The following is a 14,445-nucleotide window of genomic DNA, read 5'->3' as shown; positions in this document are numbered from 1 at the left end:
GGCGCTTCTCGGCCATCGAAGCGGCAAGCTCGTGATGCTCCTTGGTGTCGAGGTAGCCGCGCAGCAGGAGGTCGTGCGCCATGCGAGAGAGGCCCGACACGCCGCCGTGGCGGGCGTTGAAGGAGGCCTTGATCGAAGCAAGCGCGAAAGCGCCGCGGTCGGCGATTTCAAGCGCGATCTTGCGGGTGAAGTCGTTCAGCTCGGCGTCGGGCACGACATGGTTGACCAAGCCCCACTCCTGCGCCTCGCGCGCCGTGAGCTTGGGATTGCGATACCACATCTCCTTCGCGCGCTTCTTGCCGACCAGGTCTTCGAGGTACCAGGTGCCGTAGCCGCCGTCGAAGCTGCCCATCATGGGACCGACCTGCCGAAAGACCGCGCTTTCCTTGGCGATGGTGATGTCGCAGACCACCTGCAGCACGTTGCCGCCACCCACGGCGAAGCCGTTGACCTTGGCGATCACGGGCTTTTGCAGCTTGTCGATGGCCTCGTACATCTCGAGCGTGGGCAACACGCCGGCATACATAAGGGTGTCCTCCATGCCTTCCTTTCGGCCGCCAATGCAGAAGAACTTGTCGCCGGCGCCGGTGATGACGAGCACGCGGGTGCGGGTCTCGCGCCGAATCTCGTTGATGCAGTCGCGGATCTCGTGGCACATCGTCGGCGTGAACATGTTGCCGTCGTGCGGGCGGTTGAGCGTGAGGGTCCCGATGGGGCCGTCCTCGACGTAGGTGATTTCTTCGAACTTCATGGTGTTGTCCTCTCAGATGATCTGTTGGGTGCGGAGTTGGTCGATTCGGGCGGCATCGCAGTCGAGCCACGTGCCCAGGATGTGCTCGGTGTGGGAGCCGAGCTTGGGCGGCGGCACGCCCGTGCCTTCGGTACGGCCATCGAAGCGGATGCCCAGGCCGACCTGGGGGATGTCGCCGTCGGGGCCCTGGGTGCGATAGATGAAGCCGGACTCGTGCAGCGCCGGATCCTGCGCGACTTCGTCCACGCGCTGGATGGGCCCGGCGGGCACGCGGGCCCGGCCCAGCACGTCGAGCCAGTGAGCGCGCGGCTGGGTGCGCAGCAGCTTGCCGATGATCGCAACGATCTCCTCGCGCTGGGCGCGGCGCCCGGCGTTGCTGGCGTAGGCGGGATGGACTGCAACCTCGGGTTGGCCGACGGCCTGCCAGAAGCGCTTCCAGATGCCGTCGTTGCCGAGGCCCAAAGTCATCGGAGCGTCGGCGGTGTCGAAGACCTGGTAGATCGCGATGACGCTGTCGCGGCCGCCAGCGCGGCGCGCCAGTTCGCCGGAGCCCAGGTAAGGCATGAGCTTGGGCGTCATGAAGCGCGACATGCTCTCCACCATGGAGATGTCGATGTCGCAGCCTTTGCCTTCGCGTTCGCGCCGCAGCAGGGCGGCCAACACCGCCATCGAGGCGTCGCTGCCGGCGAGCAGATCGGCCGCCGGGGTGCCGACTTTCTGCGGGGCGTTCTCGGGCTCGCCGGTCAGGTCCATCACGCTGGAGTAGCCCTCGGCGATGAGGTCGTAGCAGGGCATGTCGGCACGGCCGCCCTGCAGGCCGAAGCCGCTGATGGAGACGTGGATGAGGCGCGGGTTCAAGGGCCGCAGCGACACGGCGTCGAGGCCGAGCTTGCGCTGCGCGCGCGCCACGAGGTTCAGCAGGATGACGTCGCACTGCGCCACCAGCTGCTTCAGGATGTCACGGCCTTGCGGCGCGGTGATGTCGAGCGTGAGGCTCTGCTTGCCGCGGTTGACGCTCATGAACCAGAGCGACTCGCCGTGCAGGAAGGGCGGACCCCAGGCGCGCGCATCGTCGCCGGTCTTGGGCTTTTCCACCTTCACGACCGTGGCGCCCATGTCGGCCAGCAATTGGCCGGCATAGGGACCCGCGATCGAGGAGGTGAGATCGAGGACCTTCACGCCTGCGAGCAGGTCGAGCGCGGGGGCGGACCGCGGCGGAAGGCCGTTCAGTGGGAGTGTGTGTTCGGGCGTGGACATTGCAATGCTTAGTGCAAACGGTGTGCCACACCGCCCAACCCCAAGAGAACGTCCAAAGAACCCCGAAAAACCGCGAAAACAGGCGGTTCTGGCGTCCTTCGCCAGGACCTTGCCTTCTTTCCAGCCGGCCTGGTGTCTTTCCCGACGACAAGGCCGTATTCAACGGAAGTATCATGCCCGCAATGGAGACACAAGACACGAACACGCAAGGCGCGTCCCTGAACGACTTGCGCGGCGTCCTGGTACTCGGGCCTGACGGCAAGCCCTTGACTGCCACCGGCATTGCGCAGCAGCCGGAGTTGGCGCGCCGGATCGAGACCGCATGGCAGGACGCGCGCCGCCGCCAGCGCCGCGTGTTCACCGTGGACGGGTTCGACGACAACCAGCCGATCGTCGTGGTCGTGCTCCCCGCTCCCGATGCCACCGTTCTGGTCGCGTTCGAGCGCGACAGTCGCGACGCCTTGTTCGAATTCATCGGCGCCGTCGATTTCGCAGGGGACATCCTCGCCCACTTCTTGACCAATCCCTTCGAAGCGCTGTCGGTGGTCGACCGCGACGCGATCGTGCGCTACATGAGCCCCGTCCACGAGCGCTTCTTTGGCCTGCGGCCCGGCGGAGGCATCGGCCGCCACACGACGGAAGTGATCGAGAACTCTCGGCTGCACGAAGTGGTCAAGAGCGGCAAGGCGGAGATCGGCCTGCTGCATGAGATGCGCGGCGTCACGCGCGTCGTCTCGCGCAACCCGATCCGCAACAGCCGCGGCGAGCTGGTCGGCGCCATCGGCCAGATCATGTTCAAGGGGCCGGAGCAGCTGCAGACGCTCTCCAACGAGGTCTCCAAGCTCCGATCCGAGGTCGCCTACTACCGCCGCGAGCTCGACGACCTGCGCAACCGCAGCTACGGCCTCGACCAGATGGTCGGCGACAGTCTGGCGATGCAGCGGCTCAAGCAGCAGATCGTGAAGGTGGCGCCCCTGGACGTCCCGGTGCTGCTCACCGGCGAAAGCGGAACCGGCAAGGAGCTGGCGGCGCACGCCATCCACAAGCTGAGTCCGCGGCGCGACGACACGATGGTGATGGTCAACGCGGCCGCGCTGCCCTCCACGCTGGTGGAAAGCGAACTCTTCGGCTACGAGGCCGGCTCCTTCACCGGCGCCGAGCGCAAGGGCCGCAAGGGCAAGATCGAGCAGGCCGACCGCGGCAGCCTGTTCTTCGACGAGGTGGGCGACATGCCGGCCGACGTGCAGGTGAAGCTGCTGCGCGTGCTGCAGGACGGCAGCTTCCAGAGGGTGGGCGGCAACGAGCTGCGCCGCTCCAACTTTCGGTTGATCAGCGCCAGCAACCGGAACTTCGAGGCCATGATCGCCGATGGCAGCTTCCGCCTCGATCTGTTCTACCGCATCGGCGGCATCAGCATTCGCCTGCCGGCGCTGCGCGAGCGGCTGGAGGATATCCCGCTGCTGGTCGACCTGGCGTTGAAGCAGTTCGCCGATCGCCACGGCCAGCGCGCGAAGAAGCTTTCCGCGGACGCCATCGCGTACCTGCAGGGCCAGCGCTGGCCCGGCAACGTGCGCCAGCTCATGCACACGGTGGAACGCGCCGCGATCTTCAGCGAGACGGAGGTGATCGAGCCCAGCGACTTCGGCATCATCGACCTGGGGCCGGGCGAGACCCTGCCTGCGCCCATGGCCGAGCCCGCCGACAGCGCGCCCGTGCCGCTCGCAGCGGGGCCGCGAGCGCACACGCTCGTGAGCAGCGCCGTGGAGCAGGTCGAGGAGCAGATGATCCGCGAGGCGATGGTCAAGTTCAACGGCAACAAGAAGCGCATCGCCGCCGAACTGGGAATCTCTCGCTCCTACCTCTACAAGCGCCTCGCGCAGATGGGCCTGGGTGCCGAATCCGAGAGCTGATCGCTGAGTTGTTGACTAGCGCGCGAGGGAAGCGCCGTCCGCTTCCCCGAGTGCCGGCGCCATGCGGCCGGCGTCGTGCCGCAGCCCTGGCGCGATCGGCAGCGGCAAGGACGGAATCTCCCGGCCGTCGCCGCTCGCGATGCGCGCCTGGAACAGCCCGCGCTCGCGGAAATGCGGGGACTCCACCGCGTCCTGCAGCGACTTCACCACCGACACGCRGGCATCCACGCCCTCGAAGCGCTGCAGCCATTCGTCCGCGGTCCGGCTGGCGATGAGGGCGGCGACCGCCTCGCGCGTGCCCTTCGGATCGGCCGCGTCGTCCAGCAGGTGCGGCGCTTCCAGCACGCGCAGGAAGTTCTCCCAGAACTTCTGCTCCAGCGGCGCGACCGCCAGGTAGCGGTCGTCCCGGGTGCGGTAGACCTGGTAGCGCGGCGTGCCGCCCGTGACGAGGTCGCCGCCCGGCGTCGGCCATTCGCCGGCCGCAAAGCCGTTGCCGAGCCCCCAGTAGACCAGCGGGAACAGGTTGTCGGCCATCGCGACGTCGATCTGGCAGCCCAGCCCGGAGGTATCGCGCGCGCGCAGGGCCAGCAGGATGTTCATGATGGCCGGGTAGGCGCCGCCGACCAGGTCGGCCACGAGCACGTTGGGCAGTCCGGGCGCGCCGTCGGCACCGGCCGTCAGGGCCAGCAGGCCGGTTTCCGCCTGGTAGTTGAGGTCGTGCGCGGCCACGTCGGCCAGCGGCCCGTGCTGGCCCCAGCCCGTGATGGCGCAATAGATCAACCCGGGGTTGATCGCGCGCATGGCCTCGTAGCCCAGCCCGAGGCGGTCCATGACGCCGGGACGGAACTGTTCGACCAGCACATCGGCCTGCCGCACCAGCTCGATGGCCTGCTGCACCGCCGCCGGCTCCTTCAGGTCCAGCGCCACCGAGCGCTTGCCCTGGTTCAGCAGCGCGAAGTTCACACTGTCCTGGCCGAACTTCGGCAAGTAGGAGCGCATCTCGTCGCCCCGGCCGGGCCGTTCGACTTTGATGACCTCTGCCCCGGCCTGTGCCAGCAGCAGGCTGCACATGGGCCCTGGAAGCAGGGTGCTGAAGTCGACCACGCGGATGCCGGCCAAGGGCGCTTGCGGCGCCTGGGTGTTTTTGGAATTCATGCGGCGGTGCTGCAAGCCATGTGCCAAGGCGCACTGCCCCAGGATCGCGGGCGGCGGCCTGCCGTTCTGTGTTTGGCGAGGACACGACGTGTCATACACGCGCACACGGAAGTGGCTTCGCTCCGATGAACGCGGTGCGCGGTAGGCGGCACGGGCCTTGCACCCGCAAGCAGGCCCCACCCCATTTGCAGGAGTCCGCACCGTGCTCGCCGTCCAAGTCAAGAAACCAGGTCCCGTCGAAACCCATGCGGTCGAGGAAGTGCCCGATCTCGAAGCCGGGCCCGGCCAGGTCCTTGTCGACGTCAAGGCGGCCGCGGTCAACTACCCCGACCTGCTCGTGATGACCGGCCGCTACCAGACGATCCCGCCGTTGCCTTTCGCGCCGGGCAAGGACGGCGCGGGCATCGTGCGCGCCGTCGGCCCGGGCGTGAAGCGGGTGAAGGCTGGCGATCGCGTGCTGCTCCATCCGGAGTACGGCAGCTTCGCGACCCAGGCCCTGGCCCGCGAGGACCAGTGCCTGCCGTTGCCGGAGGGCATGGGCTTCGTCGATGCAGTCGCACTCGGTCTCGCCGCGCAGACCGCGTGGTTCGCGCTGCTGGAGCGCGGCGCCTTCGAGCCCGGCGACCGGGTGCTGGTGACCGGCGCCAGCGGCGCGGTGGGCCAGGCCGCCGTGCAGATCGCCAGTGCGCTCGGCGGCACGGTCCTCGCCGCCGCCAGCAACGTGGAGCGGGCGCGGGCCGCGCTGGGCGACACTCCATGCAGCCTGGTCGACCTCTCCGCGCCCGACCTGCGCAACAGTCTGCGCGAGCAGGTGCACGCGGCGACCGGCGGCCACGGCGTGGACGTGGTGATCGAGACCTTGGGCGGCGACGCCTTCGATGCCGCGCTGCGGGCCATGGCCTGGTGCGGCCGCATCGTGGCCGTGGGCTTCGCCTCCGGCCGCATTCCGGAGATCAAGGCGGGCCACCTGCTGGTGAAGAACATTTCGGCGCTGGGACTGCAGTGGACCGACTACCGCGACCGGCAGCCGCATCGCGTGGAACGCGCCCATGCAGGGCTGGCGGCGCTGTGGCAGCGCGGCGCGCTGCGGCCCCGGATCATGAAGACGCTGCCGCTGCGCGAATTCGCCGAGGCGCTCCGCCTGATCGATACCCGCCAGGCCAACGGGCGGTTGGTTCTGACGATGGAATGAAGCGCGGGCGCGCAGTGCGCTAGCCTGGCGGGGAGCTATTTTCAATGCCGCGCAGTCCCCTCCCCAGGTGGCTGCCCAGGCCCACGATCGCCCCCATGGCCCAGAACACGCCGCTCGCGCCCAGCAGCCCGCCCACGGCGCCGAAGAGCATGGGCATGCCCACGCTCGACAGGTTGATCAGGATCAGCCGCACGGCAAGCGCTTCGCCATGGCGATGCTTGGGCGTGATCTGGTGCAGCATGCTCATGACCATCGGCTGCACGAGACCGAGGGCCGCGCCGATCATGATGGAGCACAGGCCCATCATGGCCGCGGACTGCGTGAAGGGATAGAGCAGGAACATCAGGCCGGCCACCGCGGTGGCGCCGGTGATCAGCACCCATTCGCGCACCCGGCGGGCGATGACCGGAATCATGAGCCGCACGATGGCCGCGGCGATGGCGAACGCGCCGAGGATGCTGCCGATCAACGAGGCCGGCAGGCCTCGCTCATGGCCCAGCAGCGGCACCATGAAGCCATGCAGGTCCCAGGAGGAATTCATGAACCAGTTCATCAGCATCAGGCGCCGCAGGCCCGGATCGCGCAGCAGGTCCCAGGCGGGCGACTTCTGCGCGGCGGGCGCGGCTTCGATCGGCGCTTCATGCACGCGTTGCAACAGCACCCATGCCACCACGGGCATGGCAGCGAGCATCGCGAAGGCCGCGCGGTAGCCGCCGTGGTCGATCATCAGGCCGGCCGTGAACGGCCCCAGGAAGTTCGACGCGGCCGGGGCGATGGACACCCAGGAGAACGCCTCGCGAAGTTGGGCGGGCCCTGCCGCCATGCGTCCGACGTGCCGTTGCATCGCGATGGTCGCCGCGCCGACAGCGCCGCCGCACAGCAGCGCCGTGAGGCACAGGACCGGATAGACCGGCCAGACCGCCGCCAGGCCCACGCCCAGCGCGGTGGCGACCATGGCCAGCCGCATCGGCTTCTTGAAGCCGTGGCGGTCGGCGAAGCGTCCGGCAGGCAGCGAGAGGAAGATCTGGGTGAGTGCGAACAGCGCGACGAGCACGCCGGCCGCCGCATTCCCGTAGCCATGGCTCAGCGCGAACAGCGGTGCGGCCATGCGGGCGCCCGTCATCGCCGCATGCAGGCAGATGTGCGTGGCGATGACGGGCGCGATGGCTGCGCGCAGTTCCCGGGCGCTGCGAGGGGATGGCACCTGGAGTCTTACTGCTTCTGAATGCCGAGCTCGTTGACCAGCTTCTGCATCTGCGCCGCGTCACGCTTGAGGAACTCGTTGTATTCGTCGGGCGACATGATCATCGGCTCCGAGCCGTCGTCGCGCATGCGATCCTTCATCTCCTTGCTGTTCAACGCGAAATGCAGTGCCTCCGACAGCTTGGCCAGCACGTCCTTGGGCGTGCCCGCCGGCGCCAGCAGGCCGAGCCATAGGTAGTAGCTGTAGCCCGGCACGCCCTGCTCCGCCATGGTCGGAACGTCCGGCAGGCCGGGCAGGCGCTGGGTCGAACTCACGGCCAAGGCCTTCAGCTGGCCCGCCTTCACCTTGCCCGCTCCGCTCCCGTAGGCTTCGAAGATCATGGTCACGCGGCCGGCGATCACGTCCGTCATCGCGGCGCCATTGCCCTTGTAGGGCACGTGCATCACCTTGAGGCCCGCCTGCTGCAAGAACAGAGCGGCGCCCAGGTGGGTCGTAGTGCCCACGCCGGCCGAGGCGTAAGTCAACTGGTCGGGCCCCGCCTTGGCGCGCGCGATGAAGTCGGCCAGCGTCTTGTCCGGCTGGCCCGTCCCCTCGACCATCAGCACCGGCGAGCGCACCATCGGCCCGACGCCGGCGAAGTCCTTGACGAGGTCGTAGCCGGGATCCAGCTTGACCGCGGGCTGGATGGCCACGGTGCCGGCCGCGCCGAGCAGCGTGTAGCCGTCGGCGGGCTGGGTCTTCACGTAGCGGATGCCCAGCAGGCCATCGGCGCCGGCCTTGTTGTCGATGATCACCGACTGGCCCAGCTTCTCGCCCATCTTTTGGGCCACCAGGCGGCTCGTGATGTCGGTCAGGCCACCCGGTGCCGTGTTCACAACGATGCGGATGGGGCGTGACGGGAAGGCGTCGTCGGCCGCCGCGGCGGATGCGGCGAATGCCATGCCCAGCGCGAGCAGCGTGTAGATGATTCGGGGCTTCAATTCATGGACTCCAATGGAAGACTCGCGCTCGAAGGTGCACGAGGGTCGAGGAGATCCGGGAGCAAATCGAATGCCATGCCCGAATCGCGCCAATTCGTGGGTGTGTCGTGGGTTGTGGCGTGCCGCCTGCATCCGGCAAGGCCATGAAGCGTCCCTGGTGTGCACACCTGTCCTCAGCGCGGACACACGCGCGAGGCCATTGTGCCGCCGTCACGCCGATGGCTCGTGGCATGGGGTTTGCTGACTGAAACGAACACCGACACCAGCTTCAGGAGACAGTCCATGGGCAGATTCGACAACCGTACCGTCATCGTCACCGGCGGCGCCAGCGGCATCGGCGAGGCCACCGTCCGCCAGGCCCACGCCGAGGGCGCGGCGGTCGTGATCGTCGATGCCGATGCGGCCGGTGCCGACCGCATTGCGGCCGAGCTCGGCCCCGAGCGCAGCCTCGCGGTCGCGCTGGACGTGAGCGATTCGGCGCAGGTGCACGCCTGCATCGACGCCGCCCTCGCCCGCTTCGGTACCCTGGACGTGCTGGTCAACAGCGCCGGCATCCGCGACACGCACAGCCTGGAGGAACTGCCGCCCGAGCGCTGGCGGCGGGTGATGTCCGTCAACAGCGAAGGCGTGTTCAATACCGCGCAGGCCTTCGTGCGCAAGGTGCGGGCCGCGCAGCGGCCGGCGGCGATCGTGAACGTCGCATCCACCGCCGGCATCATCGGCATCATCAACCGCCCCGTGTATGTGGCCTCGAAGCACGCGGTGGTCGGCCTGACGCGCGAGATGGCCATCGATCTCGCGCCGCACGGCATTCGCGTCAATGTCGTGTGTCCCGGCATGATCTACACGCCCATGACGGCCTCCTACTTCGAGAAGCCCGAGGATGCGGAGCGGATCGCGCACTCCATGCCCATGGGCCGCGCGGGCAAGCCGGAAGAGATCGCCTCGGTGATCCTGTTCCTGGCGTCCGACGAGGCGAGCTTCGTCACTGGCGCCGTGATTCCCGCCGACGGCGGTTTCACGGCAGGGAAGGGACATTGACCATGAGCCACCAACCCGATTCCGAAGGCGCGCGCGTCTACGCCGCCGTCCCGCAGCTGGCACGCATCCGCAGCGACGTGCTGCTCGGCGATGTGTGGAAGCAGCCGGAGCTGTCCTACCGCGACCGCATCCTGGTCACTTGCGGCGTGCTGGCCGCGGGCGGCAAGCTGGACGAACTGAAGATCTGGATGGCGCGCGGCGTCGACGCCGGCATCACACCGGACGAATTGCGCGGCCTGGTGGTGCAGGTGACCCTTCTATGCCGGCTGGCCCGCCGGCCTGTGCGCGGGCAAGGCGGCGCTGGGCCTGCTCGAGGACGACGGGAAGTAGCCACGCCACCCTGCATGCAGCACCCTGCATGCAGACCCTTCAGCCGATCGCGGCCAGCATGGCGGTGAGCTCGCGCGGCATGAGCACCATCGCGTCGTGCGCCGTCGGGATCTCCAGGCAGGTCCAACCCGGCGTTGCCTTCGCGATCTCGCGCGACAGCGCAGTGCTGGCGAAGTAGGGCTCGGTGCAAGCGATGTAGGTGGCCGGCAGGCCGTTGCCCAACGGGTGCTGCAAGTGCAGCGGGTCGTAGTAGCTTTGCAGCGGATGCGGCGTGAGCTTGGGCTGCAGCCAGGCCGCCTGGTGCGGATCGGTGATGCCGAAGTGCGCCGGGTCGGCCGGGGGAATGCCCAGCGGGTCGTCCGAGGCCATCGCGCGCGCGCGATAGGCGGCGATGCGCTCGGGCGAGCGGCTCGCGGACGATTCGCCGGAGCGCAGTACGAGCGCATCGAGGTACACCAGGTGGCGCAAGCGCTGCGGCATGCGGTCGGCGAGTGCCGAGACCACCGAGCCGGCGAAGCTGTGTCCCACCAGCACCACGTCCTCGAGGTCTTCGTAGCGGATCACCTGCGCGACATCCTCGATGAAGGTCTCCAGGGTCGGTCCGAACTTCAGCAGGTGCGAGCGCTCGCCGAGCCCCGTCCATGTCGGCGTGGCGACCCGGTGGCCCAGCGCCCGCAGGCCGGCCGCGACATCCTTCCAGCACCAGGCACCGTGGTAGGCGCCGTGGACCAGCACGTAGTTCTTCGGCGTCATCGCAAGCATCATTCCTTCTGCACCTTCTGATCCCGCATCAGGCGGGCCGTGTCCGCCACTTCCTTCGCGAGGTAGGCGTTGAACTCCTCGGGCGAAGCGGGCATCGGCTCGGAGCCTTCGGCGCGGAAGCGCTCGGTCAGTTCCTTGCTGCTGGTGGCGTACTTCAGGGCCTCAGCCAGCTTCTGGACTGCCTCCTTCGGCGTGCCTGCGGGCGCGAGCAGGCCGAGCCAGAAGTAGTAGGTGAAAGCTACGCCCTGCTCCTTGAAGGTCGGCACGTCCGGCAGCGCCGCGAGGCGCTGGGTGCCGGTGACGCCCAGCGGCTTGAGCTTGCCTCCCTGCAGGTACGGTGCGCCTCCTGAATAGCCGGCGAACAGCACCTCGACCCGGCCCGAAGCGACGTCCGGCAGTGCCGCGCCGGAGCCCTTGTAAGGCACGGCGGGCACGTCGATGCCGGTCTGCGAGACGAACTGGGCCGCACCCAGGTGCAGCGGCCAACCCAGGCCTCCATGCGCGTAGTTCAGCTTGCCGGGATTTGCCTTGGCGCGGGCGACGAAGTCCGCCACCCCGCGGTCGGGCTGCTCGGTGCCGGTCCACATCACCTGGGCCGATCGGAGCATGGGCCCGATGGCAGTGAAGTGCTTGATGGGGTCGTACCCGGGCTCCAGCTTCAGGGCCGGCAGCGCGGTGAAGCCGTTGGCCTGGGCCAGGAGGGTGTAGCCGTCGGCGGGCGCGTCCTTCGCCAGGCGCGTCCCGAGCAGCGTGTCGCCCCCCGGGCGGTTGTCCACCACGATCGACTGGCCCAGCTTCTCCCCCATCTTCTGCGCCACCAGCCGCGTGGTGATGTCCAGCGCGCCGCCGGGGGCCGAGGGCAGGATGATGCGGATCGGCTTGACGGGGAAGGGTTCGGCGGCCGCCGCTCCCCATGCGCCGGCCAGCAAGAGGGTCCACGCGCAAGCCGCGCGCCGGGATACTGCGTTCATGATTCGTGTCCACAAGTTGTCGAATGGCGGATGACAGGAAACTGCAGCGCCAGCCTTTTCGTTGATGAGGCCTTTCGGTCCAGCGTCACCTCCCCGGCCTGCGCCGTGGAGAGTGTGTCCCACGCATGCCTCAGCCCTTGGCCAACGGACAGCTGCTTGCGCTGATCGGTGCAAAGGCCTGGTCGCCCGGGATCGTGCTCTTGATCTTCGCGATGTCCCACTCGCCCTTGGATTCCGACGGCGTCTTGACCTGCGCGAGGTACATGTCGTGCACCATCCGTCCGTCCTTGCGGATCACGCCATTCGTGGCGAAGAAGTCGTTGACGGGCGTCTGGCGCATCTGTTCGAGAACGGCCTCGGCCGCATCCGTCTTGCGCGCGTCGATGGACTTCAGGTAGTGCATCGCAGCGGAATAGGCGCCGGCGTGGATCATCGTCGGCATCGCCTTGTGGATCGCGTGGAAGCGATTTGAGAATTCACGCGTTTCCGGGGTCTGGTCCCAGTAGAAGGCCGTCGTATAGACCATTCCCTGCGCCGCCTTCAGACCGAGCCCCTTGATATCCGTGTCGAAGACAAGCAGTGCGGCCAAGGTCTGCTTGGCGGTGATGGCGAACTCGTTCGCCTGGCGTATGGCGTTCTGCGTGTCCTTGCCGGCGTTGGCCAGGCCTACGACCTTCGCACCTGAGTTCTGCGCCTGCAGCAGGAACGACGCAAAGTCAGATGCATTGAGCGGATGCTTTGCCGTGCCGACGACCTTGCCGCCCATGGACTTCACGACCGCAGTGGTGTCGGCCTCGAGTGCGTTGCCGAACGCATAATCCGCGGTAACGAAGTACCAGCTGTCGCCCCCGTCCCGGACCACCGCGCGGCCGGTCCCTGTCGCCAGCGCGTAAGTGTCGTAGACCCAATGGATGCCGTAGGCCGAGCACTCCTTGTTCGTGAGGGCCGTGGTGGCGGAGCCCGCGAAGATGATCGGCTTCTTCTTCTCCGCGGCGATCCGCTGCATGGCGATCGCGGCGGCAGAATCCGTCGACTCGATGACCGCATCCACCTTGTCGACATCGAACCACTCGCGCACCTTGGAAGCCGCGACATCGACCTTGTTCTGGTAGTCGGCCGAGATGACCTGGATCGGCTTGCCCTGGGCTTTGCCCCCAAAATCCTTGACGGCCATCTCGACCGCCCGGACCACGCCCACGCCCCCGTTCGCGGAGTACACGCCGGACTTGTCCACGATGACGCCGATCTTTACGACGTCATCGGAGATCTGCGCATGCGACGAACCGAGGGCGGTGGCGCAGATCGAGGCTGCCACCAGCTGGATTGCCTGCCGTGGTTTCATGTCTCTTCCTTTTTCATCGATCAGGCGCGCACCAGCACCGCCACCAGCGGCTCGTCGCCGACGGTGCGGCTGTTGTGGCCATGCACTTTCGGATCGAAGCTGACCCCTGGTGGCGTGGTGTCCGTGGCATAGAGGACGTCGCCCGCGCCAAACACGCGGCTCGTGCCATCCGGCAGGCCGATCTCGAGCCGGCCACTGAGCACGAAGGTCCATTGGGGACTCACCGTCGGATGGAAATCCATGCGGTAGCCAGGCGGGCTCTGGCGCAGCACCACATGGCCTCCGGGCAGCGCCGCCGAAAGGAACAGCATGGGATTGGCCTCTTTCATCGCCACGGTCTCTTCGCGGAAGAGCGAACGCCCGTCAGGGCCGGTTTCGAGAATGGTGTGGGTGAATGTGGGTGTGTCGTTCATGAAAAGAGTCCTTGCAACTGGGATGCCAGCGCCTCTCTGCAGGCACCGGGCGCTGACTGCGCTGGGGGTGATCGCGCGGGCTGCACGAGCGTCTGCGGCGCGGACACATGTCCACGGCCCACACATCCCGCGCTGCCAGCGGCGGGCCCTGCATGCCACGCCCGCCGCGTCGACGCGAAACCTCCGAGGCCTCACTCGCCCAGGTTGACCTTCGCGAATTCCTCGTAGACCTTCACGATCGCAGCGCCGTCCTCGCTGCCCAGCCCGGCTCCCCGCCCCAACTCGCAAACCTGCTGGGCGATGGTGGTCATGAACATCGGCACCTTCAGCGCCTTGCCGAGTTGAATCTGCAGTTCCATGTCCTTGAAGGTGCTGTCCAGGCGGCTGCCGACGAAGTTGCGCTCCAGCATGCGGCTGCCGGCGGTCTGGAAGGCCACGCTGTTGGCGCTGGCCCTGCCGAGCACGGAGAACAGCTGCTTCGGAGAAATGCCGGCCTTCGTGCCCAGCACCAGGGCCTCGGCGATGGTCACGCGGGCAACTTGGTAGATGAGGTTGTTGACCAGCTTCATCGCCGCACCCTGGCCCACGCCGCCGATGTGCGTGATCTCCGCCGTCATTTCCTTCAGGATCGGGCTGGCACGCTCCAGGGCGGCCGCGTCGCCGCCGACGAAGCACTTGAGTGTCTTGTCCACCGCGCCGCTGCCCATGCCGCTGACCGGCGCGTCGATGAAGGCAACGCCTTTCTCGGCGACCTTGTCATGCAGCCGCCGCAGCGCCATCGGGTCGATGGTGCTCATGCTGATGATGAGGTCGCCGGACTCCGCGCCCTCGATCAGCCCACCGGGACCGACGATGACTTCCTCGGCCTGCGCGGTCGTGTCGACCATGGAGATCACCTTGGCCGCCCGGCGCGCGACGTCCGCCGGGCCGTCGCCGGCTTGCGCCCCGAGGGCGATGGCCTTGTCGACCTTGGCCCGGTCGAGATCGTGGACGACCAACGTGTGCCCTGCCTTCAGCAGGTTGCCGCACATGGCGCCGCCCATGACCCCGAGGCCGATGAATCCGATCGTGTTTTCTCTGGTTCGAGGTGTGTTCATGCCCGTGCATCGCAAGCAACGTGCCGCCCTCGGACCGGCG

At 67.9% G+C, this 14,445-nt stretch carries 14 protein-coding genes; 4 read left to right on the top strand and 10 right to left on the bottom strand.

The window, feature by feature from the left end; translation table 11 throughout:
• Together AC1DY5_RS06230 and AC1DY5_RS06225 are read right to left on the bottom strand one after the other, a co-directional pair.
• Positions 1-751, bottom strand: a 751-nt coding sequence (locus AC1DY5_RS06230; RefSeq protein ID WP_478109721.1) for an enoyl-CoA hydratase-related protein, incomplete at its 3' end; no start/stop codon positions are given.
• Positions 752-763: 12 nt separating this feature from the next.
• Positions 764-2,008 (bottom strand): CaiB/BaiF CoA transferase family protein, encoded by a 1,245-nt coding sequence (locus tag AC1DY5_RS06225; protein WP_478109719.1) that lies wholly within the window; start codon positions 2,006-2,008, stop codon positions 764-766.
• 182 nt (positions 2,009-2,190) lie between these two features.
• Here AC1DY5_RS06225 and AC1DY5_RS06220 point away from each other — a divergent pair, with 182 nt between their 5' ends.
• Positions 2,191-3,918 (top strand): sigma-54 interaction domain-containing protein, encoded by a 1,728-nt coding sequence (locus AC1DY5_RS06220; protein WP_478109716.1) that lies wholly within the window; start codon positions 2,191-2,193, stop codon positions 3,916-3,918.
• Between the two features lie 15 nt (positions 3,919-3,933).
• Here AC1DY5_RS06220 and AC1DY5_RS06215 read toward each other — a convergent pair whose 3' ends face one another.
• Positions 3,934-5,073, bottom strand: a complete 1,140-nt coding sequence (locus tag AC1DY5_RS06215; RefSeq protein ID WP_478109714.1) for a CaiB/BaiF CoA transferase family protein — start codon at positions 5,071-5,073, stop codon at positions 3,934-3,936.
• Between the two features lie 202 nt (positions 5,074-5,275).
• Between AC1DY5_RS06215 and AC1DY5_RS06210 the strand changes: the two genes are divergently transcribed.
• The gene (locus tag AC1DY5_RS06210; RefSeq protein ID WP_478109713.1) at positions 5,276-6,265 is read left to right on the top strand and encodes an NADPH:quinone oxidoreductase family protein; all 990 of its coding nucleotides are present in this window, start codon (positions 5,276-5,278) and stop codon (positions 6,263-6,265) included.
• Between the two features lie 19 nt (positions 6,266-6,284).
• On the opposite strand, the gene AC1DY5_RS06205 is transcribed toward AC1DY5_RS06210, so the two are convergent.
• Complete coding sequence (locus AC1DY5_RS06205; protein WP_478109723.1) at positions 6,285-7,442, bottom strand: MFS transporter; 1,158 nt, start codon at positions 7,440-7,442, stop codon at positions 6,285-6,287.
• Positions 7,443-7,477: 35 nt separating this feature from the next.
• On the bottom strand, positions 7,478-8,449 hold the full coding sequence (locus AC1DY5_RS06200; RefSeq protein ID WP_478109711.1) for a Bug family tripartite tricarboxylate transporter substrate binding protein: 972 nt from the start codon (positions 8,447-8,449) through the stop codon (positions 7,478-7,480).
• Positions 8,450-8,731: 282 nt separating this feature from the next.
• Between AC1DY5_RS06200 and AC1DY5_RS06195 the strand changes: the two genes are divergently transcribed.
• On the top strand, positions 8,732-9,490 hold the full coding sequence (locus AC1DY5_RS06195; protein ID WP_478109709.1) for an SDR family NAD(P)-dependent oxidoreductase: 759 nt from the start codon (positions 8,732-8,734) through the stop codon (positions 9,488-9,490).
• A gap of 2 nt (positions 9,491-9,492) precedes the next feature.
• Positions 9,493-9,888 (top strand): carboxymuconolactone decarboxylase family protein, encoded by a 396-nt coding sequence (locus AC1DY5_RS06190; RefSeq protein WP_478109708.1) that lies wholly within the window; start codon positions 9,493-9,495, stop codon positions 9,886-9,888.
• On the opposite strand, the gene AC1DY5_RS06185 is transcribed toward AC1DY5_RS06190, so the two are convergent.
• The 5 genes from AC1DY5_RS06185 to AC1DY5_RS06165 all read right to left on the bottom strand — a co-directional run bounded on the left by AC1DY5_RS06185 (position 9,860) and on the right by AC1DY5_RS06165 (position 14,405).
• Positions 9,860-10,585 (bottom strand): alpha/beta fold hydrolase, encoded by a 726-nt coding sequence (locus tag AC1DY5_RS06185; RefSeq protein WP_478109706.1) that lies wholly within the window; start codon positions 10,583-10,585, stop codon positions 9,860-9,862. The two genes, AC1DY5_RS06190 and AC1DY5_RS06185, sit on opposite strands and share 29 nt — an antisense overlap.
• Positions 10,582-11,553, bottom strand: coding sequence for a Bug family tripartite tricarboxylate transporter substrate binding protein (locus AC1DY5_RS06180; RefSeq protein ID WP_478109704.1), 972 nt, complete (start codon positions 11,551-11,553; stop codon positions 10,582-10,584). The genes AC1DY5_RS06185 and AC1DY5_RS06180 overlap by 4 nt, the downstream gene beginning before the upstream one ends.
• 130 nt (positions 11,554-11,683) lie before the next feature.
• Positions 11,684-12,895 carry an ABC transporter substrate-binding protein gene (locus AC1DY5_RS06175; protein WP_478109702.1) on the bottom strand — a complete coding sequence of 404 codons (1,212 nt, stop codon included), beginning with the start codon at positions 12,893-12,895 and terminating at the stop codon, positions 11,684-11,686.
• Between the two features lie 20 nt (positions 12,896-12,915).
• Entirely contained in the window at positions 12,916-13,308 is a 393-nt protein-coding gene (locus tag AC1DY5_RS06170; RefSeq protein ID WP_478109700.1) for a cupin domain-containing protein, read from the bottom strand.
• A gap of 191 nt (positions 13,309-13,499) precedes the next feature.
• Complete coding sequence (locus AC1DY5_RS06165) at positions 13,500-14,405, bottom strand: NAD(P)-dependent oxidoreductase (protein WP_478109698.1); 906 nt, start codon at positions 14,403-14,405, stop codon at positions 13,500-13,502.
• Positions 14,406-14,445 lie beyond the last annotated feature (40 nt).

The organism is Variovorax sp. P4_D9 (assembly GCF_056401695.1).
This window is presented reverse-complemented; position numbering and strand designations above follow the sequence as displayed.

Coding starts and splice junctions, on each gene's coding strand:
- AC1DY5_RS06190 (WP_478109708.1), top strand. CDS start 9,493: ATGAGCCACCAACCCGATTCCGAAGGCGCGCGCGTCTACGCCGCCGTC.
- AC1DY5_RS06170 (WP_478109700.1), bottom strand. CDS start 13,308: ATGAACGACACACCCACATTCACCCACACCATTCTCGAAACCGGCCCT.
- AC1DY5_RS06165 (WP_478109698.1), bottom strand. CDS start 14,405: ATGAACACACCTCGAACCAGAGAAAACACGATCGGATTCATCGGCCTC.
- AC1DY5_RS06175 (WP_478109702.1), bottom strand. CDS start 12,895: ATGAAACCACGGCAGGCAATCCAGCTGGTGGCAGCCTCGATCTGCGCC.
- AC1DY5_RS06180 (WP_478109704.1), bottom strand. CDS start 11,553: ATGAACGCAGTATCCCGGCGCGCGGCTTGCGCGTGGACCCTCTTGCTG.
- AC1DY5_RS06225 (WP_478109719.1), bottom strand. CDS start 2,008: ATGTCCACGCCCGAACACACACTCCCACTGAACGGCCTTCCGCCGCGG.
- AC1DY5_RS06195 (WP_478109709.1), top strand. CDS start 8,732: ATGGGCAGATTCGACAACCGTACCGTCATCGTCACCGGCGGCGCCAGC.
- AC1DY5_RS06220 (WP_478109716.1), top strand. CDS start 2,191: ATGGAGACACAAGACACGAACACGCAAGGCGCGTCCCTGAACGACTTG.
- AC1DY5_RS06185 (WP_478109706.1), bottom strand. CDS start 10,585: ATGATGCTTGCGATGACGCCGAAGAACTACGTGCTGGTCCACGGCGCC.